The 25,714-nt window shown below is 59.5% G+C and carries 18 protein-coding genes; 8 read left to right on the top strand and 10 right to left on the bottom strand.

Annotated features, from left to right (window positions below; genetic code table 11):
* Positions 1-32 precede the first annotated feature (32 nt).
* Entirely contained in the window at positions 33-749 is a 717-nt protein-coding gene (locus tag J3U87_RS02305) for a pseudouridine synthase (protein WP_237381409.1), read from the top strand.
* 121 nt (positions 750-870) lie between these two features.
* On the opposite strand, the gene eno is transcribed toward J3U87_RS02305, so the two are convergent.
* Positions 871-2,148 carry a phosphopyruvate hydratase gene (gene eno / locus J3U87_RS02300; protein WP_237381408.1) on the bottom strand — a complete coding sequence of 426 codons (1,278 nt, stop codon included), beginning with the start codon at positions 2,146-2,148 and terminating at the stop codon, positions 871-873.
* Between the two features lie 541 nt (positions 2,149-2,689).
* Between eno and J3U87_RS02295 the strand changes: the two genes are divergently transcribed.
* On the top strand, positions 2,690-4,216 hold the full coding sequence (locus J3U87_RS02295; protein ID WP_237381407.1) for a CYTH and CHAD domain-containing protein: 1,527 nt from the start codon (positions 2,690-2,692) through the stop codon (positions 4,214-4,216).
* 334 nt (positions 4,217-4,550) lie between these two features.
* Here the strand turns inward: J3U87_RS02295 and J3U87_RS02290 are convergent, their stop codons facing one another.
* Positions 4,551-5,498, bottom strand: a complete 948-nt coding sequence (locus J3U87_RS02290; protein WP_237381406.1) for an isopenicillin N synthase family dioxygenase — start codon at positions 5,496-5,498, stop codon at positions 4,551-4,553.
* Positions 5,499-6,355: 857 nt separating this feature from the next.
* On the opposite strand from J3U87_RS02290, the gene J3U87_RS02285 reads away from it, so the two are divergent.
* The 3 genes from J3U87_RS02285 (at position 6,356) to J3U87_RS02275 (ending at position 12,405) form a co-directional block, all read left to right on the top strand.
* Entirely contained in the window at positions 6,356-7,330 is a 975-nt protein-coding gene (locus J3U87_RS02285; RefSeq protein WP_237381405.1) for an Ig-like domain-containing protein, read from the top strand.
* Between the two features lie 130 nt (positions 7,331-7,460).
* Complete coding sequence (locus J3U87_RS02280) at positions 7,461-11,066, top strand: DUF1800 family protein (RefSeq protein ID WP_237381404.1); 3,606 nt, start codon at positions 7,461-7,463, stop codon at positions 11,064-11,066.
* A 37-nt stretch (positions 11,067-11,103) separates the two neighbouring features.
* Positions 11,104-12,405 carry a DUF1501 domain-containing protein gene (locus tag J3U87_RS02275; protein ID WP_237381403.1) on the top strand — a complete coding sequence of 434 codons (1,302 nt, stop codon included), beginning with the start codon at positions 11,104-11,106 and terminating at the stop codon, positions 12,403-12,405.
* A 112-nt stretch (positions 12,406-12,517) separates the two neighbouring features.
* Here J3U87_RS02275 and J3U87_RS02270 read toward each other — a convergent pair whose 3' ends face one another.
* Both J3U87_RS02270 and J3U87_RS02265 read right to left on the bottom strand, forming a co-directional pair.
* The gene (locus J3U87_RS02270; RefSeq protein WP_420038275.1) at positions 12,518-13,420 is read right to left on the bottom strand and encodes an amidohydrolase family protein; all 903 of its coding nucleotides are present in this window, start codon (positions 13,418-13,420) and stop codon (positions 12,518-12,520) included.
* A 23-nt stretch (positions 13,421-13,443) separates the two neighbouring features.
* Positions 13,444-13,929 carry a MarR family winged helix-turn-helix transcriptional regulator gene (locus J3U87_RS02265; protein ID WP_237381401.1) on the bottom strand — a complete coding sequence of 162 codons (486 nt, stop codon included), beginning with the start codon at positions 13,927-13,929 and terminating at the stop codon, positions 13,444-13,446.
* Between the two features lie 465 nt (positions 13,930-14,394).
* On the opposite strand from J3U87_RS02265, the gene J3U87_RS02260 reads away from it, so the two are divergent.
* The 3 genes from J3U87_RS02260 to J3U87_RS02250 all read left to right on the top strand — a co-directional run bounded on the left by J3U87_RS02260 (position 14,395) and on the right by J3U87_RS02250 (position 17,361).
* Positions 14,395-15,162 (top strand): hypothetical protein, encoded by a 768-nt coding sequence (locus J3U87_RS02260; RefSeq protein WP_237381400.1) that lies wholly within the window; start codon positions 14,395-14,397, stop codon positions 15,160-15,162.
* 215 nt (positions 15,163-15,377) lie between these two features.
* Complete coding sequence (locus J3U87_RS02255) at positions 15,378-16,238, top strand: hypothetical protein (protein WP_237381399.1); 861 nt, start codon at positions 15,378-15,380, stop codon at positions 16,236-16,238.
* Positions 16,239-16,302: 64 nt separating this feature from the next.
* Positions 16,303-17,361 carry an alpha/beta hydrolase gene (locus tag J3U87_RS02250; protein WP_237381398.1) on the top strand — a complete coding sequence of 353 codons (1,059 nt, stop codon included), beginning with the start codon at positions 16,303-16,305 and terminating at the stop codon, positions 17,359-17,361.
* A gap of 164 nt (positions 17,362-17,525) precedes the next feature.
* Here the strand turns inward: J3U87_RS02250 and J3U87_RS02245 are convergent, their stop codons facing one another.
* From J3U87_RS02245 to J3U87_RS02220, 6 genes are all read right to left on the bottom strand, one after another.
* Positions 17,526-18,065, bottom strand: coding sequence for a hypothetical protein (locus J3U87_RS02245; RefSeq protein WP_237381397.1), 540 nt, complete (start codon positions 18,063-18,065; stop codon positions 17,526-17,528).
* A 485-nt stretch (positions 18,066-18,550) separates the two neighbouring features.
* On the bottom strand, positions 18,551-18,799 hold the full coding sequence (locus J3U87_RS02240; protein ID WP_237381396.1) for a hypothetical protein: 249 nt from the start codon (positions 18,797-18,799) through the stop codon (positions 18,551-18,553).
* Between the two features lie 909 nt (positions 18,800-19,708).
* The gene (locus J3U87_RS02235; RefSeq protein ID WP_237381395.1) at positions 19,709-22,273 is read right to left on the bottom strand and encodes an MMPL family transporter; all 2,565 of its coding nucleotides are present in this window, start codon (positions 22,271-22,273) and stop codon (positions 19,709-19,711) included.
* 494 nt (positions 22,274-22,767) lie between these two features.
* Positions 22,768-23,424, bottom strand: coding sequence for a GNAT family N-acetyltransferase (locus J3U87_RS02230; RefSeq protein ID WP_237381394.1), 657 nt, complete (start codon positions 23,422-23,424; stop codon positions 22,768-22,770).
* Positions 23,414-24,109 carry a lysophospholipid acyltransferase family protein gene (locus J3U87_RS02225; RefSeq protein WP_237381393.1) on the bottom strand — a complete coding sequence of 232 codons (696 nt, stop codon included), beginning with the start codon at positions 24,107-24,109 and terminating at the stop codon, positions 23,414-23,416. Before J3U87_RS02225 ends, J3U87_RS02230 begins: the two co-directional genes overlap by 11 nt.
* Before the next feature lie 361 nt (positions 24,110-24,470).
* Positions 24,471-25,436 carry an exopolyphosphatase gene (locus J3U87_RS02220; RefSeq protein ID WP_237381392.1) on the bottom strand — a complete coding sequence of 322 codons (966 nt, stop codon included), beginning with the start codon at positions 25,434-25,436 and terminating at the stop codon, positions 24,471-24,473.
* Between the last annotated feature and the right edge of the window lie 278 nt (positions 25,437-25,714).

The following is a 25,714-nucleotide window of genomic DNA, read 5'->3' as shown; positions in this document are numbered from 1 at the left end:
ATCCCACACCACACGACGAGCGAGGCAACCCTTTGAAACTCGAAATCCTCCACCTCGACGAACACCTGGTGGCGGTGTTCAAACCCAGCGGCCTGCTGGTCCACCGCAGCGCCATTTCGAACGACCGGATCTTCGCCCTGCAGATCGTCCGAGATCAACTGGGGCAACGAGTCTACCCGGTTCACCGGCTGGACCGTCCCACCTCGGGTGTCCTGGTGTTCGGCTTGACCCAGGAGGTGGCGAGCGCGCTATCCGAATCCTTCCGCGAGCGACGGGTGACCAAGTGCTATCAGGCGGTAGTGCGCGGATTCGCACCGGAAACGAAGAGGATCGAACGCCCCCTGCGCGACGAAAGGGACAAGGAACCCCTCGATTCGATCACCACCATTCACACCCAGGCAAAGGTGCGTTTGCCGATCGCGGTCGGAGGCTTCCCCGAGGCGCGCTATTCGCTCGTCGCGGCATTTCCGGAAACCGGCCGACGCCACCAGATCCGCCGTCACCTGGCCGGCGAGAGCCTGCCAATCGTGGGGGATACACGCTATGGTCGCGGCGAGCACAACCGCTTGTTTCGAGATCGTTTTCAAAGCGATCGACTGTTGTTGGCCGCGCGGTGGATCCGTTTCCCCCACCCGGCGACGGGCGATCCGCTCAGAATCGAGGCGCCACTGGGTCCGGATCTGACGAACTTGTTCACCGAATTGGGCTGGTTGGACATCGCGGAACCCTGTCCGCGTTCGGTCCTTTAGCCGCCGTGACCCGATAGAAACGAGACGACCGCCGAGCGGCACCGGGCCGGCTCGGCGGTCGATCTGCGGAAACCTGACAGGGAGGAACGGCGGCCTCCTCCCTTATGCGACGAAAGACGCTTTAGTTGGGAAAGATGCTCTCTCCAGGGTAGAGGGCCGTGGAGCCGAGGATTTCCTCGATCCGCAGGAGCTGGTTGTACTTGGCGATGCGATCGGTGCGGCAGGCCGACCCGGTTTTGATCTGACCGGCATTGCAGGCTACCGCCAAGTCGGCGATCGTGGTGTCTTCCGTCTCACCACTGCGGTGCGAGATGACGGTGGTGTAGCGATTGCGCTGCGCCAGATGAATGGCCTGCATGGTTTCGGTGAGGGTGCCGATTTGGTTCAGCTTCACCAGAATCGAGTTGCCGACGCCCTCGCTGATGCCCCGCTGCAAAATCGAGGCATTGGTGACGAACAGGTCATCGCCGACCAACTGCACCCCCTGACCCAGCGTATCGGTGAGCTGCTTCCAACCGTCCCAGTCGTTCTGGTCCATGCCGTCCTCGATGGACTTGATGGGATATTTTTCGCAAAGATCGCGGTAATAGGCGACCAGTTCCTCGGAGGACAGCGAACGGTTCTCGCCTTCCAGATGGTATTTGCCGTCGCGATAAAACTCGCTGGAGGCCACGTCCAAGGCGAGCACGAAATCCTCGCCAGGCTTGTAACCGGCGATTTCGACCGCTTCCAGAATGAAGTCCAGCGCCTGGGCGTTGGAACTCAAGTTCGGTGCGAACCCGCCTTCGTCACCGACTGCCGTGTTCAGCCCCTTTTTCTTCAAGACGCTCTTAAGGTGATGAAAAACTTCGGTACCGGCCCGCAACCCCTCGGAAAAGGAGGAAGCACCCACCGGCATGATCATGAATTCCTGGATGTCGACATTGTTGTCGGCATGGGCGCCACCATTGAGGATGTTCATCATGGGAACGGGCAATACGTTGGCGCTGATGCCGCCGATGTGGCGAAACAGGGGGAGATCGCAGAAATCGGCGGCGGCTTTGGCGGTCGCCAGCGAGACACCCAGCATGGCATTGGCGCCCAATTCGCTTTTGTTTGGGGTACCGTCCAGCTCCAGCAGCGTCTTGTCCAGGGCCACCTGGTCGCGCGCGTCGATGCCCTCGACGGCCGGAGCGATGTGCTTGCGGATGTTTTCGATGGCATTCAGGACCGATTTGCCCAGGTACACACTCTTGTCACCGTCGCGCAATTCCAAGGCTTCGTGCTCTCCGGTGGAGGCACCGGAAGGAACCGCCGCACGGCCCATGACACCGGATTCCAGGTACACGTCTACTTCAATGGTGGGATTGCCACGAGAATCGAGAATCTGCCTGCCGATTACCTCTTCAATGAAGCTCATCTTGTCCTCTTTTTGCGTTCAGCCAAGCCGCGCGGTCTCGCTGGGCCTGGCTAATACTGTGTTTCTTGGGATTTGTACATCTCGGGGCGATATGACCGGGGAGACGTCGGTCGCATCGCTCCGTCGGGGAACGTCCATGCCAGCGCACGGCGAAAATCGGGCGACACGAGGGGTATGGTAGCGGCCGATGCAGAGGGACCCACGTGGGTTCGAACGATGCGGGAGCCGCCGCATGATCCGGGTGTCGTCGCGATGGGACCATCTTAAATCGGGCTCCATCCATTTATCAAGCACGCCGGAAGACGGAGGTGGGCGGCGGGCTGTGGGGATGCCCGAATCCCAAAAAAATGCTAACATTTCGCTAACAATAGGCCCCGCCCTCGGTGTTCCTCCCTCGGGCGGGGCTGCTTCATTTTCGGCCGTCCCCCCTTCCTACCCCTACCGATCCCGGCCCCCATGTGCCGGCACCAGGCCCCGATGCTCACCCCGCGAGCGGCGCACGACCACCATCGGCCAAGCAAAGCACACCCTAGGAGGTGCCATGACCCAGGAGATCGAAGTCAAATTCCTGATCGACCGCAAAGACATCCAATTATTGGATCGGCATCAACAGCTAAAGAGCCTGATCCGAGGCGAGAAACAGACCAAACGCGTGGTGAGCACCTACCTCGATACCCCACAGCTAGCCCTGAAAAAAAGCGGGGTGGGATTTCGGCTGCGTCAGGTAGGCGACGGCTGGGTTCAGACCGTCAAGGCATCCGGCAAGGGCGGTGGCAGCCTCAGCGCCCGCCAGGAATTCGAATCGCCGATCGAGAACGGCATGCCGGACTGGGACGCGCTGGCCGAATCGCCTTTCGCATCCCTTTTCGCCGATCCGGAAGTGCGCCAAACGATCCTTCCCATGTTCGTCACCGATTTCGAACGCACCAAATGGTACCTGGAACTGGAAGATTTCACGACACTCGAGTTGGCCGTGGACGTCGGCGAGATCCGCGCCGGCGAGCAGGTGGAACCCCTGTGCGAAATGGAACTCGAACTCAAGGGCGGCAACGCGCAATCTCTGCTGAAGACGGCCATCGCCCTGGCCGAAACCCTGCCGGTCACCACCGAAGGTCGCAGCAAGGCCGCGCGCGGATACGCGCTGGTCGTGAAGCCGGAGTGGACACCCGTCAAGGGCGCCAACCTGAAATTGGATCCCAAGGCGACCGTCAGCCAGGGCTTTGCCGCCATGATGCGCAACTGCCTCGAGCAGGTGCTCGCCAACGAGCAGCCGGTCCTCTTCGGTACCGATATCGAGGGCGTCCACCAGTTCCGCGTGGGTTTGCGGCGCATGCGCTCCCTGCTGAGTGTCTTCAAACCCTTTCTCCCCGAACGCCAACGCGAATTTTGGAACACGGAACTGAGATGGCTCGGTGGAGAGTTCGGCCCGGCGCGCGATTGGGACGTGTTCTGCGACGAAACGCTGGTTCCCATCGAGGGCTACTTCGGCGAGTGGGACTCACTGCGAGAGGTACGGGAAAAGGCGGAAGCGCAACGCAGGGAAGGCTACGTCCGAGCTCGTGCCGCCATTCGATCTCACCGCTACTGCCTCTTGATCCTGAAGCTGTACAACTGGCTCGACCGCGAAGTATGGCGCAACGGTGCCGATGAAACCCAGCTCGACGGCTGGGACAGCTCGCTCGAGAATTTCGCCCATCACCTGCTGGACAAAGTGCACGGGAAATTCTTCAAACTGGGCAAACGCTACGAAGACCTCGACATCGAACAGCGCCACGAGCTGCGTATCCGCGGAAAAAAAGTCCGCTACGCGGCCGAATTCTTCGCCAGCCTCTACCCCAAGGAGAAAAGCGCCGCCTACCTGAAATCGCTCAAATCGGCACAGGACAGGCTGGGCGCGTTGAACGACGCGGCAGTGGCCGACGAATTGTTCCAGATTCTCGACCTGGGCAACGAGCACGCGGGTGCCGCCTTGATCCGCGGTTGGTTCGCCTGCAAGGTCGAAACACAACACGCTTCGTTCCAACGGGTGTGGAAGGGCTTCAAGAATCACCGAAAATTCTGGCACTGAGCAGAAACCGGCGATGCGCCTTCGGTCGCCGGCACCTCCAATGCACATGGGACATCTGCACCCGGAACCCGAATGGCTTCGGACCCTTCAGCCGGTGGTCTTGGCTGGATTCCAAAGCAGTGGGGCGGAAGCGCCCGCTCGCGACAGGATATCTACTATATATTAATAGCTCGTCGGCTCATGTCGGGTCGCCACGGCGAGCGAGGGAACCAACGCCAGGCCCATCGGCCTGGCGTCGGCGGTGCGCAAGTCGCGCACATTAGGCTGCCTGTTGGCTCTCAACCTACGCCGATCCGGCACCTATTGCAAGCACTTCGATCGGCGGGCGGGCGTCTCAATCCTTCTTGGAAAGACCGATTTCGTCCAGACGCTGTTGCAAGAACGCGCCCGCGGTGATCGGCGGCCACTTGGCCGGACGGTCTTCGCTCACGAAATGATCCATGACCGTCAAATCGCAGGCCGAGTAGGGATGCACGAAAAACGGCATGGAGTAGCGCGATTTGTTTTCGCCCTGAGCGGGGTTGACCACGCGGTGGGTGGTGGCCGGAATCACACCGTTACACAGCCGGCTCAACATATCGCCGGAATCCACGATGATGTCGCCCTCGAGCGCGTGAACCGGTTCCCAACGATTGTCCTGGGTCAGGATTTCGAGGCCGGCGCCCTGACTTTCGATCAGCAGGGTGATCAGGTTGATGTCCTCGTGGGCCGCGGCGCGAACGGCACCGGCCGGCATGTCCTCGGACAGGGGCGGATAGTGAATGGTCCGCAAAATGGAATTTCCGTCGACCATCATCTTGGAAAAGGTGTCGGTGGGGAATTCGAAGTATTCGGCCAGGGCGGTCAGCAGGGTCGAGGCGCACTCCTCGAAGCCCCGATACAGCTTGACGACGTACTCCTTCATGTCCGGCATCTCATTGGCCCAAACGTTATCGGGGTACTCTTCCCGCAGCGAATGGCCCTCGGGCAGTTCCTGGCCGGTATGCCAGAATTCCTTGAGATCGGGAACATTGGTGTACTTGGCATGCTCGCGACCAAAGGGCGTGTAGCCACGTGCCCCGCCCGCGACGACGTCGTACTTGCGCTTCACGTCATCCGGCAGCGCAAAAAAATCGCGGAACATACCGTAGGTTCGATCGATCACCTCGGCATCCAAACCGTGGCCGCTCACCACAAGGAATCCTACGTCTTTCAATCCATCTCCCAGGGTCTGGATGAAGCGGCTCCGCGTCGCGGCATCCCCCTGACGATAATCTCTCAAATCAATGCGCGGAATGCTCATATCCCATCCTCCTCTAGCAACATTCCAAACCCGCGGTCACATCACATCGACCGCGGTCGGCTCTACCAACTTTCGGCAAAGCATGCCCCCAAGCGCACGCAGGGCCCGATCAGCTTCCCCGAGACATCCGTCTCGAAAGACTGACGCGGCCCGCCTCGGCCGTAGCGTTTGGGTGAGGGTTCCGTGTTTCGGCGCGTGGGGCTCCCTATTATACACAGCTTGTTCCCCCCGCCCAACGATCCATCGCGTTGCCCTGGACAAAGCCCGGGGCTTCGAACGTGCGCCCCAAAAATCGATCGCCGCCGAGCGAACCCGGAGCGCGTCGACCGAACGATTCGGTTTTTGCCCTCAAACGAGAAAAAATTCGGCCACAGGCAACAACCCGGAAGCGTGGAAATTCTGACCAAAACCACGCGAAATCATGTCAAAGGGCCGTGTTCACAGACAGATCCGGAGATTTCGACACGTCTCCCAGACCCCCCGCGACCTACTCCTTGAACGACAAATCGTGCTATGTTAAAGGGTCGGTACATCGACAATTTTCCCCCGAACAATCAATCAGTGCTTTTAATTACATGAATCACATAAACTTAGCCAAAGCTCACGATTACAGGCTTCAGTGATCGCGCTCACGGTGACTTCGCGAAAGATCTTTTTAAATTGAGCCCCAACGATCATTCATTCAGATCGGTCTTTATTTGGAAGTCATTTTCAGAGTTTTATTATTGATGGTTTGATTCCAGTCCTGGATGGTTCGTCGGTTCTTCCCAACCCTCTCGAACCCATACATCCGTCACCCAATCATATGCCCACAGGGACAACCGACTCTACCACCCACCTTTGAGGTTTCTCCGTCTATGCTCTGGATTTTGGCTTCTCTCATGGCCCAAATCGGGGTGGACGCTGGTCCGGCGCCCGCATCTTGCGGCGGATCGATCGTCACGCTCGCGGCATCACCCGTCAACCCTCCTGCCCGCTTCGAAATACAGTGGGAGGACGCACCCGAACCCGGGATCTTTCTCGTCGTCACACCCTTGGAGACGACGGAATACCGCGTGTTCCTGACCGATTTGGATACCGACATCGTGTACGAGGCAACGACGCGCGTGCTCGTCCACCCCGGCTCACCCGACCTGTTCTCCGACGGAATCCTCGATTCCAAGGACTGGGGACAATGGTTTGCAGCCTGGGGCGAAGCGCCGCCCGACGAAGATTACGACCCCGACCGAGATCAGGTCCTGACACTTCTGGACTGGTTCTATTTCTGCAATCTGGTCGATTTCCCCGAAAACACGCCACCGAGCCTGACCGTCGAAGCCACCACCTTCACCTTCGAAAGCCAGTCGGTTTCCATCAGTTACGAAGCCAACGATGCGGAACAACAACCATTATTGGTCATCGCACGCCAACCCGACCACGGATTCGTCAACGTCATCAACGGCATTCTGCGCTATCTGCCAGACGAACAGTTCGTGGGCAACGACAGCTTCGAGGTCGCGGCCACCGATGGACGTCTGACCACCCTGCCCGAAACCGTTGCGATCGAGGTATTGCCGCCCGACAACTACACGGATCTGCTGACCGACATATTCGAAGTTCATTGCTGGGCTTGCCACATCAATGCGAGTGAAGGCGGCTTGAACCTGTCCACCTACGACGAAGCGGAAACCGGCGGTAACTCCGGCCCGGCCTTCATCCCCTTCGAACCCAATTTGAGCCCGCTTTACGATCGCGTGGTGTCCGACGAAATGCCGCTGGGGCGCGATCCCCTCAGCCAGCTCGAAAAAGAACGCATCCGCGATTGGATTCAACGAGGAGCCCGAAGAAAATGACGCTCGGACTCCCGCATGGCAAGAAGCCCCACGATTTCAGTACCAGGAGTAACCTCCGGAACAGTCACCCGAGACCTGCCATTCGCTTCCTCGGACCTGCCCGGATTCATCTATGGAGAGAGGAAACATTATGATTCGGCTAGCCAAGCCCGCTCTGATGATGGTGCTCGCAGTGAGTTTACCGCTGTGGGCACAACGTCCCTGCGATCTTTTCGATGACCCCACCTACTGTGACGACAACCTCGGCCAGTCCCTGCCGCTTTGGAACGAGCGCGGTTCGGGACCGGACCTGAACGGAAACGGTCAGGTCGATGTGTTGGATTTCATGATGCAGTTGGAACGCTCTTCGAGTGCGTTCAGCCACGGGCTGCTGGGCCGGTATTGGGGATTTGCGGATGGTTCGGAAGACCAAAGCATCGACTTCCCCAACTTCGCGGCGATGCCGTACGACCCGACCATCGTCATGCCGATCCCCCAAATCGACGACGCGGAGGGCTTCGACAACCAGTTCCTGAACACCACGATGCGTCGTAATTTCGGAGCCAGCTTCGACGGATGGCTGTACGTGCCGGAGACGGCCAACTACAGCATCACCATCAGCGGCAGCCGCGGCGCCCGCCTGATCGTGAACAACCTGATCGTGGCGGAATTCGAGGGTTCTCCGCCGCAGGCCACCTATGCGGCCGTCCTCCAGGAAGGCATGCTGCCGATTCGCATCGAGTACTTCAACAACGATCGCGGCGCGGAGCTGACCCTGGCCTGGGAGTCCAACGGTTCGCAAATCGGACCGGGCTTGAAGACCATTGCGGCCAGATACCTCTACCACTCCGGCACCTCGGTCACCGAAAACCAGATCGCCGACCTGGACATCCTGTTCGATCCGCCCAGCGGCACCCGCCTGACGACGAGACAGCTCGATCTCACCGCGTTCATGGTCAACGCCGATCCGGACGTGACGCTCGAGGTCAACGACCAGGTCCAGCAGCTCGTCAACGACACATGGTACCCCTCGATCGCGCTCGATCCCGGCTTGAACCGCTTCGACTTCAAACTCTCCGACAGCGGCGGCCGCACCTTCGAGAAGTCCTACTACGTCTACAGTGACACGGATCCGGACATCCAAAACGGCACCTACGCGGCGCTGTACTCGTCGGAGCACTACGACGACGTCATGCCCGATCCCTATCAGTTGGGCCTGATGCCCTGGGCCGTCGCCGCCCCCAACTCCACCCAGATCCTGCGCAACGGAAACGACGACCTCTTCTACGGCAACGCCTTCGTCAGCCGCGGAAGCATCGTCGACATCACCGCCCTGATCGAGATTCCCACCACCGGTTGGTACCGCTTCCGTATCAGCGACACCGGCGCCCTGCGCATCAACGGTGAATTCATCGCCGGCATCTGGTACCAGTATCCGGACCAGTGGATCAACCGCGGCTCCGTCTATCTGGAAGCCGGCAAACACCACTGGTGGGTGCGCACCGCCGAAGCCTGGAACTCTCCGCAGCTTCGCCTCTACTGGCAATACGGCGGGCAGAACCAGGACTGGGAGGACGAAGTCCAGATTCCGGACAACATCTTCACGCGGGCCGTATCCGATCGCCCGGCCGTTCCCAACCCGACGCCGATCCGCATCGGGCACAACCGGGTCAGCGACACGCTGGTCGCGGAATACCTCTTCCGTGCCAACGATCCCTACGCCGACACCTCCGGCTACGGGCACCACCTGACCCCGGATCCCCGCATCTACGTCCGCAACCCGGGCGGCATCACGCTGCAAACGGGTACCTCGCTCTTCTCCCAACAGGCGGGTGTCCACTCGGTGTACCAAATCCGCAACGCGGAAGCCTTCACCCTGGAAGCCGACGTGACCTACGACCGCGAGGTCGACGGCTGGGACAACTACGAGCTGATCTCCATCACCGATGGCGCCTGGAACTACCTGGCCCGCCTGCGCCTCCGCAACGACCGGATCAGGCTCACGATCAACAACCGCAACGGCACGGAGCGGAACTACGAAGTGGACGACGTGATCACCGGCCCCGGTCGCTACCACATCATGGCCACGATGAGCCTGGCCTCGGTGCGGATCTACGTGAACGGCGTCGAGGTGCTCGCCACCGCGACGAACATCGACAGCCTGATCATGTGGCCCAGTCTGGCCCAGGTCAACGTGGGACCGCGCTACAGCCGCCACGAAGGGCTGGGCACTTCGGACAGGTCACTGCCGGGCTCGATCCTGGTCGCCGCGGTCTACGCCGCACAAATGTCCCCATCCGGCGTGACCCACAACCGCAACCACAACTTGGCCCTTAACCCGTCGCCGGGCCCCTTGCCCGCGCCGCCGGTCACCCAGTTTCCGCCGCCCGGAACCACCGCCGGTCAACTGGCCGAGGCCCATCACGTGCTCAACCGGATGACGTTCGGACCCACTCCCGATTCACTGGCCAACATTCTGTCCGTCGGTGTGGATACCTGGATCAACCAGCAAATGTCGCCCGATGCCATCGACGACAGCCATCTTTCGAATGTCCTCAATTCCGACTTCTACATGCCGTGGAACAACAAACAGGACCTGCGCTCCCACATGTTCATGCGGATGGTTCACAGCGAGCGGCAATTCCTGGAAGTGATGACCCAGTTCTGGGACAACCACTTCAATACCCTGCTCGACAAGACCGACCACATCACCGAAGAGCTCGCCGAGAACGCCCGCTTCCGCGAACACGCACTGGGCAATTTCAGCGACCTGCTGGTCGATTCCGCCATGCACTTCCCCATGACGGTCTACTTGGACAACGACACCAACGTCGTGGGCGCCCCCAACGAGAACTACGCCCGGGAGATCATGGAACTGCATACCATGGGCGTCAACAACGGTTACACCCACGACGACATCATCGAAGCCTCGCGCGTCTTCACCGGCTGGACGGCACGGCGCGGCAAGTTCTACTTCGACCCCGGCCTCCACGACTACGGTGAAAAGACGCTGTTCGCGGGGACGTCCTACGAGCTGGTCATTCCGGCCGGTGGCGGTCTCAGCGACGGCCTGACCTTCATCGACCACCTCACCTCGTTGTCCCAGACCGCGGAATTCATCACCTGGAAGATGTGTCAGCTCCTGATCAGCGACGATCCTCCGGCGGACGTCTGGAACGCCGCCCAAACCACCTTCGAAAACACCAGCGGCGACATCGCCGCCACGCTGAACACGATTCTCAGCCACGCGCGTTTCCGAACCGATCTCGCCTACCGCGGCAACAAGACCAAGACCCCGCTCGAGTTCCTGGCCAGCCTGTGCCGCATGACCGAGGCGTTCCCGATGACGCGACCGATGGTCGGCGTGCTGGAAGACATGGGTATGGAATTGCTGGAGTTCGCCGATCCCACCGGATTCTCCGAAGAGGGTGTCGATTGGATGGACACCAACTCCATGCTGCAGCGCCTCAACTTCGCCAACGCCCTGGCCACCAACCGCGGATACGGCGGCAGTCCTCAAGTCGACTTGAAGCATCTGCTCGAATCCCACGGCGTCGAGACCGCCGACGAAATCCTCGACTTCTTCTCGGCCATCACCACTCACGGCAGGGAGAACGCCGGCGTCCGCGACATCGCGATGAACTGGCTCACCGACGGGAGTCCCGGCAGCTTCGTCCTCACCGACGAAACCCTGGACAACCAGGTGCGACAGGTACTGTCCATCTACCTGCGCCTGCCCGAACTGAGCAAACAGTAAGACCGGCCAACGGCGAAGAAAAGAAGGAGAAACAGTCATGAGCATCAAACGCAGAACGTTCCTGAAAGCACTGGCCGGCGGCATGACCCTCGGAAGCCAGGCCCTGGCCGCGCGCTCCGCCAAGCCGCGCCTACGCGGGAAAGGCGGGGTCGTCAAGAAACTGGTCGTGGTCTTCCAGCGCGGCGGCAACGACGCCCTGAACACCCTGGTCCCCGTCGACGCCACCCAATACAACCTGTATCGCAACCTGCGCCCGACCCTGGGCTTCACCACCAACCAACTCTCGCCCGTGCCGAACAACAGTTTCTTTCGGATGCACCCCGCCCTGAACCCCATGTCCGGGCTCATCAGCGGTGGCGACCTCTCCATGATTCACGCGGTGGGTTACCCCGACTCGGACCGCTCTCATTTCGAGTCACAGGCCTATTACGAGACGGCGATTCCCGGCAACAGCCTGAGTTCCGGCTGGCTGAACCGCTTTCTGCAAAACTCCACCAGTCCCTTGAATCCCGAGCCTCCGATTCGCGGCATCCACATCGGTTCCAACATTCCCCAGGCCGCCTCGGGTCAGGTGTCGGTGCCGGTGAGCAACAACTTCGGACGCTTGCGACTCGAAGTGGACGGCGCCCTGGACGACACCCGCGAAGCCGCGCTCCGCGAAGAAATCCGCAACATCTACAACCTGGACATCACCGGTTCCAACGATCGGGTGTACGGAACGGGCCGCAAGATCTTCCAGATGCTGGACAACTTCGCGGACCGCGATTTGGACGACTACGTGCCCGAGAACGGCGCCGTCTATCCCGACAGCCGTTTGGGCGAGCGCGTCGCGCACGCGGCCCAGATGCTCAAGGACGACAACCCGCTCGGCATCGAGGTGGTCACCATCGACCAGGGCGGCTACGACACCCACGCCGGCCAGGTGAACCCCAACAACCTCACCTCGCTCGACACGCCGCACATGGAGCTTCTGGACGAACTTTCGCGCTCCATGGTGGCCTTCTACCAGGATATGGGTGCGACCCGGATGGACGACATCCTGTTCCTGGTCGTCACCGAATTCGGGCGCCGCGCCTATCAGAACGACTCCAACGGAACCGACCACGGCACGGGTGCACTGGCCATGGTCATGGGCGGTCCCACCAACGGTCAGATGATCAACGGCGGCGGTAATTGGCCGAGCCTCGCCAGTCTGTACCGAGGTCACGATTTGGGTTGGGTCACCGATTTCCGCGACATCTACTGGGAAATCCTGCGCAATCACATGGGCATGAACGACAACGATCTGCAGGCGGTCATTCCCGGTCACACCTACTCGCCGGTCGGGTTCATTCCCTGACCTGGAACCGATTCGATTTCTCGAAAAACGAAGGCGCGGCCATCAGGTCGCGCCTTTTTCGGTTTTGGCGTTCAGGTCGATCGCGGAAGCCATCGCCTCCGCTCCGTGGAACTCACGAATTCACGGCACCCGACACGGCGCCGTCGGATACGGCACCGCCGGGTGCGGCTCCAACCGAATCGGGCAGGCCGAACACCCGCCGCGCGTTCCCGTGGAGAAAGGCATCGCGCGTGTTTCGGTCCAACCCCAAGGCATCGAGACCCTTCAGGCACTTTTGCGGGGTGATCATGGGAAAGTTGGAACCAAACAGGACTTTGTGGCGACCGTGGTGCTCGAGGTAGGCCACCAGTTCGGCCGGGTAGCGGGCGACGGTATAGGCCGAGGTATCGATGAACACGTTCTCGTGTTTGGTGGCCACGGCGATCATCTCGGTCGTCCAGGGATAACCGATGTGGCCGCACACGATCTTGAGCTCGGGAAAGTCGAGCGCCACCTCGTCGATGTAGGGAATCGGTCGGCCGGTTTCGGACGGCATCAGCGGCCCGGTGTGCCCCACCTGCAGGCAGACGGGCACGCCCAGTTCGACACATTCGGCGAACAAGGGATAATAGCGGCGATCGGTGGCGGGCAGGCGCCACAGCCACTGGACGATGCGCAACCCCAGAAAGCCCTGTTCCCGCACCCTGCGCCGCAACTCGCGAACGGCTTCCATGGGGCGAAACAGGTCGACCGCGGCCAGCCCGCCGAACCGGTCGGGCGCCTGGGCGATGGCGTCGGCCACCTCGTCGTTGCCGATCAGCGGCCCGTTGGGGCCCCACCAGGCCGAGAGCAGCCCGAATCGCACCCCGCCGTGATCCATCGCGGCCAGGGTCGCCGATACCGGTGGGGTCTGTTCGATTTTATCCGCACCGGCCCATCGCCTCAGCGAGGCCAGCATCGGGTGGTTGAAAAACTGGACATTGGGATGTTGCATCCATACATCGATGATCGAGGTCGGTTCGGAACCGTTGGACATGGGGGACATGGTTCGCTCCTTGGTTATCGTTTGCGGTTTCGGGTTGAGCGCGCGGAACGTTCGTCGGCCGCCACATGTTCGTCATCCAGATTCTGAATGAGCCGCTCGAGCACGCCCATCACCCGATGCAGCATCTCGGGATCCAAATCTCGAAAGGCGGTACGACGCAACTCGCTGGAAATGGCCAGCAGGGGTTTTTTCAGGGGCCTGCTCGCCTCGGTGAGGACGACGCGCGTCTTACGGCGGTCATCGGGATCGGGATCCCGAGCGACGTAGCCCGACCTGACCAATTTCTCCACAAGTGCGGTGACGGTGGAACGATCGCGATCGATGGCCTCGGCGAGGGCGGCCATGGTCATGGGACCACGCTGATAGAGCAGGCTGAGGATGGCCCCGTGAGAGGGTACCAACCCCTTTAATCCATGCTGGTTCAAACGAGTCTGAATGAACCGGTCCGTACGTGCGTGAAGGCGTGAAGTGAGGTAGAAGAGATGATCGAAGCGGGACAAAATGACGACTCCAGGAAGTGCACTTAGTTGGATATCCAATGAATTATAATGGGACATCAAACTAAAAAGCAAGGCACATGTCGGGGCGCGGCACAATCGCCCATGCCGCATCGAGACTACGGTTTTTCCCCAGTTCACCGGCCCCTCAGTCCATCAAACGTGAACCTAAATCACCTTTTTTGGCCCAATCTCCACAATATCTCCACATTTTCTCCCAACTTTGCACAAGTTTGACCGCTAGATTCAGCCGTATCGAATAGGAGATCACGAAATGGTCTCCATCACTTTTCTCACTCGGGCTCGGTTGGTCTGGCCAAGGAATAAGTACAACCCCGCCCCTTTCACCGGACCGGTGGATGCTTCATCAATCATTTATGGATGCGGATCGACGAATCATCGCGACGGACACGGGAAATGCCGGCAATCCAGGGAACCATGCGTTCCAGCAACAGCAGGGGTAGTACAATGTGCAACAACATCTCAGACAAAATGAACAACCAACCGACCACCAATTTCTCGAGATACCAGATTCGCCACGTCACGGCCAACTGGACTCATCCCAAGAAACCGGACGGAACCCACCGTTCCCTCGCTTCCCACGAGTCTTATCTCTCCGCAACCGCCTCGTTTCGAGCCCACATCGTCGACCTCGTCAATCAAGGCCAATACGCATCCCGCCAGGAAGCCCTGACGCAGTTGGCACAATTGGCGCCCCAGGCCGATCACTACATGCCGTACTTCAGCATGCCCGATCACGTGCAGGCCTACGACCTGAAAAAGGGCGGTGTCCCGATCAGCCCCGTTTTCGCGGACGTCGAGGACTTGCTGGATTATCTGGTGGAAAACCTGCCGTTGCACGAAGGGGTCAAAGGTACCCACCAGGATTGGCGCCAAGAATTGGAACTGTCCTGGAATCCCAGAAAGGCCTGGCCGGCCTTGGGTCAACCCTTCTCGCAGGGTTTCCACTATGGCTCGGGCCCGTTCGCCGAACAATCGACCGTTTCCCCGAAGAAAAAGCCCGTCCGCACCAAGGCAACCCCGACGGTGCAGGCACCTGGTTCGGGTCAGGTACGGGACAGCCGGTCGACGGAAAAACCCACCATCGACCCCACCCCGATCTTGGCATCGGAAGCTCCGGCCGCAAAGGGAACGCTCTGCCCCTGGCCGAGCCACTTTTTCAGCACGGCGACCACCGTGAGCAACACGGACCTGACCGCCATTCCCGCATACTGAAACGACCTACCTCCCCACGATTGTCCGGAAAACAACGGTTGTGGTGCACGGAAAACAGCCCGTCATCGAACGACGCGTCTCGGCCAGGAGTCGTTGACGGGCGCCACCGGCCGATGCCACACTGGATTCGGGCCCATTCCAGATGCGCCCCGGCGGATGTTCCGCCCTGGGACCGCGGTTTTCGCCCGAAATCTCACAGACCGGTGACGTTCAGGATGCACACGCAGCTCGCCGATGACCCCACCCAACGATTGGCCGAGACGCTGGTTCGCGAAAGAAAGCGCACCACGGGTCCGCTGTTCGTGGGTATCGCCGGAGCCCAAGGCAGCGGCAAAACGACGCTTGCCCGCGATCTGATGCGACGGATGCGGGCCAAGGGCTTGCGTACCACCGGTTTCTCGCTGGACGACCTCTACCTGCGCCGCGAGGAGCGCCTGCGCCTGTCGCGACGGGTGCACCCCCTGTTGGCGACCCGCGGTGTACCCGGGACCCACGATCCCGCGTTGGGCCTGAAGTTGTTCGCGGACCTCCGCGCGGCCGAGGCGGACGACATCACTCCCATACCGGCCTTCGACAAGGGCATCGACGATCGCATGGATCGCGACCGTTGGCCGACTCACCGAGGCGCATCCGACGTGGTTTTCTTCGAAGGCTGGTGCGTGGGCGCACCGCCTCAGCGAGAGGACGAGCTGGCCGCCCCGATCAATCGGCTGGAAGCGGAAGAAGATCGCGAGGAGGTTTGGCGCCGGTGGGTGAATCGCCAACTGGCAGAGGCCTATCCTCCCCTGTTCGAACGACTCGATCTCCTGGTCTTTCTCGAGATCCCCGATTTCGACTGGGTGGCTCGATGGCGCGGCCAGCAGGAGCGAGAGCTGGCACGGACACGCGGCACCCAAGCCACCGCCATCATGGACTCGACGGCCCTGCTCCGGTTCATCGCACATTACGAACGTTTGACGCGCCACATGCTTCGCGTCATGCCGGAATTGGCGTGGTGTACCTGCCGGCTGGACGAACACCACCGGATCGTCGAGATGCACTTTCGAGACACACCGAAACCCCAGTCCCAAACCTGACCGAGTGGTGTGCTAAAATGGAGGATCGTTCCGCCGCATCTCCATTGTCACGAGGAGCTTGGCCTTGCCCTTGAATCCCACCGCCGAGGTCCGTATCCACTATCCGCTCAATGGTCGCCGGATGGTCCTTCGTACGTCGAACGACTGGCACCGCGACGTCTCCCCCACCCTCCAGACCAGGGACAAGGCCATCTTCACGTTTTGGGAGCCCTCGGAACCCCTGGAGTTCAAACCGATGCTGGTCGACGATCACGGACAGCACTGGTCGCAGGGGCGCAATTACACCCTTTATCCCTACTGGGGACGACCGTTCACCATCTATCCCCACTTTTTCGAAGGGGCCACCGAAGGTACGATCTCCGAGCAGATCGGCATTCCTTCCGACAACCCGGATGAGCAGCTCTTCACGGCGCGGATCTACATGCCGCCCGGCTACCGCGAGAACACGCTCAAGCGCTACCCCGTGCTCTACATGCACGACGGCACCAATCTCTTCTTTCCGGACGAGGCGTTTCTCGGCAGGGAATGGCAGGTCGACGAAACGATGAATCTGCTCAACGCCCTCAGTGTCATCGACAAGACCATCGTGGTGGGCATCTACGCCGCGAACCGCAACCACGACTACACCCATCCCGGCTATCACCGCTATGGCGAAGGCGTGGTTCACCACCTGAAAACCCATATCGATCGGAACTACCGCACGCTTTCGGACCCGATTCACACGGGGGTGATGGGTTCCTCACTGGGCGGCGTGGTCTCCTTCTACCTGGCCTGGCAATGGCCGAAGGTTTTCGGCAAGGTGGCCTGTATGTCCAGCACCTTCGGTTATCGAGACGACTTGTACGAACGCGTCCGAAAGGATCCCAAACGCCCGGTTCGGATCTACCTGGACAGCGGATGGCCCGAGGACAATTTCGATGCGACCAAACGCATGAAGGATTTGTTGATCCATCACGGTTTCCAATTCGGCAGCGACCTGCTCTATTTCAACTTCCCCCTGGCCGGCCATCACGAAGGCTTCTGGGCCGCGAGGCTCCACATCCCGTTTCAATTCCTCTTCGGGAAAAACAACGACCGCAAGAAACCGCCGATCGCACCGGATCCACCGGGCCCGACGTTCTGAGAACCTCGACTCGGCGATCGATCCGGTGGGCCCACGCGAACCCTTTCGAGACGGCGATGGGATCGAAATCGAGAAGAAAAATCCGCTCGAAAGGGTGGGCCGCGAAGGCCGTCGATATTGCGTTGCCGGTGATGATACGGAATGCCTCGAGACAGGGATGAGGTCTAGCCGCGGCTGTTGTATTCGGTTCTCAGGACCTCGAGGAGCTGAAACACTCGGATTGATTTGGGGTTGTCGACCACCACTTCGGTCGGTCTTTTTTCAGCGGCGTACTGGATCAGGTACAACAGTTTGCGTTTGCTGGTGTTGTTAAGCGTTGCATTCATGTCCAGGCTGGCCGACGCCATCCTGGTCGCCAAATTCTCCAGGTCGTCCCTCTTGGTCTCGCTGTAGACCTGCATCTCCTTGAGATTGTCCAGTAACCAACTCCGATATTTCGCATCCGTGCCAAATTGTTTGGCGAACCGGCGATCTCCCGTACGGCGAACCATTTTGGCCATGGCGGCCAGATCGTCGCCCTCGAAGAAGATGGACCGGTATTTGGAAGCGAACATCATTTCGATGAACATGACCTCGCGGTCGGATGGGCGAATGTCGACCAATCTCTCGATCAACGATTTGCCTTCCTCGCGGTCAAATGCCATCGAGGGTTCGATCACGGGCTGCCACAAGGTGAGCAGGCACAAGAAAATGATTACCCTCATTTGCAACTCTCGAATCCGAGCTGTGCGATTCGGGCGCATGGCATGGAACCAGGTTCCAACCACCCCCCGGAGGCATCCGTGATCGGGCCCCTGCACATCTCGGGAAACCGCAAAGATCGACAGCCAATGCCGGACACCGGTGAAGCGATCGGCTTCCGCTGTCGCGACCGGAACGGACGATATTTCGTCGGCGAACGAAGAACACCCCGATCACGTCGACCCGGTCAATGGGGGCCATGTTGCCCAGCTAGGATGAGACGGGAATGAGGATTCTTGAAAAAAGCATCAAGAAAACAATGAGTTTTTGATGAAGTTTATCCACAACTATCAGGAAAAATCGTAAAATGTATTCAAAATACTTCAAAAGTCAAAAGATAGATCCGCGTAACATTCGCGGACCCTCCAGCCGCCGTAAGTACTTATCACGCCCTAAATCAAAAAAGCCCGCAAGTGCGGGCTTTTTATTCTCGAGGGGCCTCGGTGGCTCAAGGCACGACTGATTTACGGCGTGTTCCAGAACGATCCTCGATGTTGACCACAGTGATGAACCGGTCAGACACCTGATTCGAACTCATCACGGAGCCCAGCATCAACAGCCGGCTCTCGTGTTGGGCGCACTGCGGAGATTCAGTTTTTGCCTGAGAGATCATGTGGTCGAGTAGTTGAGCATCGGCCGGACAGGTCTCGGACAAAGAAAAATTGGTATCGAGTCTGAAGAACTGAAAACGGGACATGAGACAACCTCGCAGCGACGAGCAACGCTCGGAAAGAAAATGGGCGTGATTCGAAACAAGTGTAGGCCGGCGCAGAGCGAGACATGCCGTCTGAACCGATCGTACGTTGAGTGCCAGGGATCGGGAACTTGAAGATGAAGGGCCTGAATAAGCATTGAGAAAGGTGCCACGCTGGTGAAGGAGCGAGCTCATGAATGTAAAACCAGCAACTTAGCTCGGGATCTAGGATATTTCCCGCGGTGGCCGCTGAAGGCGCCTCACACAGGCGAAAACGCCAAGGCCCAAACCACATACTATTAATATAGGAATGTTAGCTCTTAAAGCAATAAGAAAAACACTATTTTAATAGTCTTTTTATATACAATTTTGTACAAAGAATAATATCAAGAAAAGCCTGTCAATTTTGAACGTTTGCGAACGCGAGGCCGTGTTTTTTTTCGACACCTGTCTAACCGCGCGAGCAATTTTTCCACGCACGAACATCGGGAATCGTGATTTGGCGCGGGTTCAGCGCCGCGTCGCACCGAGCATTCTCCACGTCGGACACGAATCCGAGCACCGATTCATTTTGTCGAGGCCGGTCGACTTACGAGGCGCGGGACGATTTGCACGACTTCATCAAGCCGGAATACCTTTTAATTTTTCGCAACAAAACGCAGGAGAAGAACGAGGTTATCCATAAGTCAATCATGTTCAGATACAACATTTTTTGGATTTATTTCGCCCCATTCCGCGCAGGATACGGTCTCTGGGGATGTCGGGGGCCGACCCACCGAGCCCCGATCTTCACGAGCCCCTCACCGAGCCCGACCGCGGACACCGGGACTCGGGTCCAGGACATCCACAGGTTTCGCGATCGGGCGCTTTCCCCGCTTCGAACCGCACCGCAAGTCACGCGCGGCGAGGCATTCAGACGACGGCGGCATTTCCGGATTCTTCGGTTTCGGCGGCCGAGGTCGAATCCTCCTGGGCATCGAACAGCACCAACAGGGCCGGCAGCAGGGTGATCGAAACCACGGCCGTGGCCAGCGCACCGAGAATGGCCGCCGCGCCCATCGAACGCAACCCGGGGTAGTGCGACAGCGCCAGGGAACCGAAGCCGGTCATCGTCGTCAGCGCGGCGATGACGATGGCCTTGGCGGTACCGTCCAGTGCCGCCACGTCGCCACCCGATTCGTGCCATCGATGGATCAGGTGCACGCCGTAGTCGACCCCGATTCCGATCACCATGGTGAACACGAAGATGTTCATGACGTTGACCGGGATGTCGAACATCACCATGAGACCCACCATCCACATCATGCCCACGCCGAGCGGGATCAACGAGAAGACGGCTCGCCAGAAGCCGCCCAGATCGAGCATGAGGAACAGGAACACCAACACCATGCCCAGGCCGGCGGCGATGCCCGCATCCTGCCACACGACCTTTTTCAACTCGCGAGAAACGATGACCGGTCCGGTGAGGTGGGCATGGGGATATTGCTCGATCAGGCGCTCCAGGGCGGGAGGTGTGTGGCGGCGCCACTTGTGGGCCGGCGGGTAGGTGTAGATCAACACCGAGGTTTCGTGTTCCTCGACGGACAGATATCGACCCAGAACGTGGCCGATGGTGGTGCCTTTCAGGTCGGTGAACGAAATGGGTTCGCGTACGGAAAGCGAGCGCAGCAGAGGGTCCAGTCCCTCCTGAAAGGGCCCGGGATTGAGCCCGCGTGCCGAAAGCGCCGCATCGAAACGGTTCTGGAAGGCGGCTCGGTCCAAATCGAGTGAGGCCAGTTGGGCGATGGTCTCCCGCTGGCGATCGGCATTGGGCAGAAAGGTGATCAGCGAGTCCACCTTGGCGAGGTTCTCGCCATCGACCAGCTTCTGCAGTTCGGGCATCAGGCTTTGGGCGCGTTGCAGGGCCTCCTGTTCGGTGGCACCGTCGATCCGAATCATCAGCGGCACGAACCGCGTGTTGAACGCCTCCATGATGGCGCGTTGATTGGTGGAGGAGACGCTGTTGGTGGCGCGCATGTTCATGACGTCGTCATCGTAACGAATCCCGAGCGCGGCCGCGCCGAACACGAGCGATACGACCAGGGAGAGCCCGATGACGGGACGGGCGTAGCGATGGCTGAAGGCACACAACCGCTCCATCCCGAAAGCGCGCAACCGGAAGGTGGTCTCGCAGCGGTCGCGTTCCAGCAGGGTCAACAACGCGGGCAACAGGAGAAACACGGTCACGACCACGATCAGGATGCCGGTGCCCGTCAGGAGGCCCAGTTCGGCCAGGCCCTTGAACCCGGAAATGAGGAAGGCGTAAAAGGTGGCCGCGGTGGTCACCGCTCCCAACAGCACGCCCACGGCCGTGTGGCGGCCCATGGCGTCGAGCGCCTGATCGTGGCTGCCGCCGCATTTGCGTTCCTCCAAATAGCGACTGTAGAGCACGATGATGAAGTCGATGCCGAGACCGATCAAGAGCGCCGCGAAGGCCGAGGTAGCGGCGTTCAGGCGACCCAGGGCGATGGCCACGAACGCGAAGGTGATGACCAGGCCGGTGAGCAGCGGCGCCAGCGAAATGATCAGGGCGGTGCCGCGCGCGAAGGCTACCGCAAAAAGGATGACCACCAGGATCAAGGCGCTGATGGCCCCGATCGTCATGTCGCGAATGATCAACTTGGAGTCTTCCAGGGCCGCCGGATAGCCGCCCGCGTAGAGGACCTCGGGAGCCGCGCCTTCCCATTCGTCGGCGGCCCACTCCTCGCGTACGTTTTCCTGAATCCTGTCCAGCTCGGCGAACAGTTTGCGGTCGAAGGGAATGTCGGCGGCGGCGCCATTGGGTTTGACCAACATCAACAGGTAGCGGCCCTCCGGATCGATGACGTAACCGGAATCGCTGTCGAATCGAGGGCCGACACCGTCTCCCTGGAGAAACTCTCCGGCCAGCAGCGGCAAGACGCCCATCGGGTCCTTGACGAGCAGTTTCTTGAGACCCATGCCCATCGGCGACTTGACCCGCTTCTCCAACTGGTCCGCATTGCGTTCGATTCCTTCGCCCTCGAATCGAGCCAAGAAGGCGGGCACCTTTTCGGGCGGAAGGAACAGGGCGGTCTTGTCCAACAGGTCGTCGGCGGCATCGGTAAAGTCGTGCAGGCTGTATTCGACCCAATTGATCAGTTCCGATTCACGCAGGTGCTCGGCGAGAATGTCGGCGTAGGTGGTATCGGCTTCCAAATCCCGATCGGGGTCCAAGGCCAGGGCGATCAACAGAATGTCGATGGAGCCGAAGCGATCCATGGTGGTGCGGAACTGCTGGACGGCCTCGTTGTTTTCGGGGATCAGGGCCAGGATGTCGGACTCGATGCGGACGGTTCTGGCGACGAAGGCGGCGAGGGTCAGGAGCAAGATGGCCCCGAAGACGATGGTCTTGGGATGATGTCCGGCGAAGCGCACCAGTTTGAGGGGGAGATCGCGGGGAAGGATACCTTTTTTCATGTCAATCCTCAGGAGTGGGAAAAGGCTGGCTAGCGCCCATCCGGAAATAGGGGTTTTTCATGATGTTCTCTGAACCGGCCCGGCATCCCATGCAACGTGGTATCGGATCCCAGCCCATTTGCCGTTCGTGAAACACGCTGAAACCCGACGCCCGATGCCCGGTACCGTGCCCATCCAGCCGAGCCCCTTCGGTAGCTGCGGGATTTCCGTTTCCGGATGAGCACTGGCTAAGAGTATACGACGCCGGGGCCGAAGGGGCCGAGCGTCGCGACAGGCGCGGAACGGGGGAGCAAGAAGAACGCCGGCTGGGTGCCGCTTTCGGCTCCATACCGGCGCAAAAAAAATGGGTCACCCTGGAAGCGGGCCATCCTCGAGTGCGAGGCCCGCCGCGGGTTTTTGAAAATCTAGGGGAAGGAAGCGTTGTCCAACAACACTAAAAGACCGAACCTGACGGATTCAGCAGACCGAAGCCGAGTGGGATCCAAGCGGAGCCCTCACGCACTGAGATGCTGAATCAGTTTGTCGCTCCAGCCCTCGGTAATGAACCGGAACACCCAGCTATTGCGGCGCTTCATGCAGTTGAAGGCCTCCTTGAAGTCGAGCAACATGGTGATGCGGCGGCTCTGGCACTTCAGCTCGCCCACATCGTGCGTGGCCACGACCTTGAACCCGAGCACCCGCTTGTGGAACCCGTAAGGCGTGTTGGGGTCGGACTCGAACACGTCGGTGATGAAGTGGGTAAAACCCTTTTCCACGGTCTCGGTGCTGGCGGCTTTCATGAGCAGCGCGGCCACATGGATCTTGCGGCGGAACTCGGGAAGCACGGCGAAACGACCGACCTCGGCGATGCGATTGTTGCGGATGAAGGCTTCCACGTCCAAATCGGGATTCACCGGTTGGAACCCGTACTCCTCGTAGAGATCGATGGGCAGGGTGTAGAGAACTCGGGTGACCCCAAGCGCTTTTTTGTCTCGCGTCACGACAAACCAGGAGACGTCGTCCCGTTCCAGATCCTCGACCGGCAGCAGTTTTTCGCGGTCGGGAACCCAGCCTTTTTCTTCCTGAAAAACAGCCTGGATGACTTCGAGTGCGGCCTCCCTCTGTTCGGATGTCTTGATTTTGGAGACCGATAATTCGTCTTTAAAGGACATACTTCCTCCTCTTGTTTGCATGGGGATCCCAGGATTTACCGGAGACCTCGGCTAATTCGGTCATGATGTGATGATGGAATTCCGTGATTTGATGACGCGTCGGATCGGCGATACCGAGTTCGTTGGGTGGCACCAGCGGGTTACCGACGTGCAGCGACATCTTGGCCCCGTCGGAAATCGGCTTGGCGGGATCGAGGTAGGGAAAACGAATCCCGACCGGGATGACCTTGACCCCGGAACGAAGCGCCAGTCCGGCAGCCCCTGGCAGGCCGCGCATAAGCCGGTGGGGATTGCGATTGATGGTGCCCTCGGGGAAAATCCCGACCGAGGCACCCGCTCGCAAGAGATCGAGAGCGCGCTCGAAGGCGGGACGCTCCTCGCGAAACAATGGCTTGAACATATTGAGAAACTTTGGCTTGGCACTTTTGTTGGTAACGATGATAGTTTCTGCTTTGCGGTATAGTTGAGCAACGATCGGCATCATGAGGAAATTCCAATCGGCCATGAAGTGAACGGGCCGACCGCCGCGATAATACATCAACAACGTTGGAACGGCCACCGCCTCGATGCGTTGATTGTGATTCAAGACCAGGATGAAGGGATCTTCCGGCAGTGCCAGCGCATCGAGACCGTTCTCGATGTCCACTACATAGCGGTTACAGACCCAAGCCATCGTCTTGATCACGATGCGGTCGCTGCGCTTGGAGGCCCGATCGGGCAAGGGATGCCGCCAAATGTCCCTGATTCGGTGGTGACAAGGCAGGGTCAACATCTTCTCAGACAACAAGGACCTCCGGGCAGAACCAACACCATCCATGGATGCCGAACTCAAAACCAAACCAAAATCGCGAACATGTGAAGCTCACTCATCGAAAAAAGGTGGGGCCGCCTGGTCAGTCACTGCGACGCGACGATAAAAGTAATAAAAAACCAAACTTCCCAAAGGCTTGTCAAGGAAGGGAAGCGTTCGATGGCATATTTGTCTCGGGAACCACCGAATCGGGCTCTATTTTGGCCCGAGGGACCCGAATGAGGGCGTATTTCGCTCAGGAATCTCTGGCTTCGGAAATTTCCTTGATCAATTTCTCCAGGTTTTCGTCGGCGGAGTCGTTGGCGACCTGGCAGGTACCGGCAGCGGCGTGACCACCACCTCCGTATTTCAGCATCAACTCGCCGATATTGACCGGATGGTCGGCATTGAAGATGGATTTACCGACCGCGAACACGGTGTTCTGCTTGCGCAAACCCCAGAGGACGTGGATCGAGACTTCCGATTCGGGAAACAACGCGTAGATCTTGAATCGGTTCCCGGTGTAGATGACTTCCTCGTCGCGCAGGTCCAAGACGGCCAGGGTTCCGTGCATCGTGGTGCAGCGTCGAATCTGGTCGTCGAACTTCTCCTTGTGGGAGAAATACATGTCCATCCGTTCCTTGACATCCGGCAACTGGAGAATGTCGTCGATGGTGTGCCCTTTACAATAATCGATGAGGTCCATCATCAATTGGTAGTTGGAGATGCGGAACTTGCGAAAGCGACCCAGGCCGGTGCGGGCGTCCATCAGGAAACTGAGCAGCACCCAACCGGTGGGGTCGAGCACGTCGTCCATCGTGAAATCGGCGGAATCGGCCTTGTCGACGGCGAACATCAGTTCCTCGGAGATGTCGGGGAAGGTGTCGCGCCCACCATAGTAGTTGTACACCACGCGGGCGGCCGAGGGCGCATTGGGATCGATGATGTGGTTCTTGCGCTCGGAAAGCGGCGTCCGCAAGGTTTCGCTGTAATGGTGATCGAAAGCCAGGTGACAGCCCGACACGTAGGGAAGATTGGTGGTGATGTCGGTGGAGATCACATCGATCTTGCCATCCTGCATGTCCTTGGGGTGAACGAACATGATCTCGTTGATCATGTCCAGCTCCTTGAACAGTACCGCGCAGGCGAGCCCGTCGAAATCACTGCGGGTGACCAGCCGATACTTCTTCTTCTGACTTGATGGTTCCATTTCCGCGGCCATGGGCCTCTACCTCCCGGGAATGTCGGCGGGGGCCCTGCATATCGGCTCTGCGACAACCGCACCCCACGAAAAAAACCGCCCGGTTGACGAACCGAGCGACGATGACCCCACCGGCAAAAAACCTCATGAGCCGAAGCGTGTCGTGGCAACCGGCGGGTTGGACCGACAACGGCGTTCGATGTGACGACAAATGAACGCTTTCAGGTATTTGCAGAAGGGGCAATCAAACACCTAGACTACACCATTCAGGCACGGGAAGGTAGGTTTTTTTGAGGCCT

Origin of the sequence: Sulfidibacter corallicola (assembly GCF_017498545.1) — a bacterium.
Lineage (GTDB): Bacteria > Acidobacteriota > Holophagae > Acanthopleuribacterales > Acanthopleuribacteraceae > Sulfidibacter > Sulfidibacter corallicola.
This window is presented reverse-complemented; position numbering and strand designations above follow the sequence as displayed.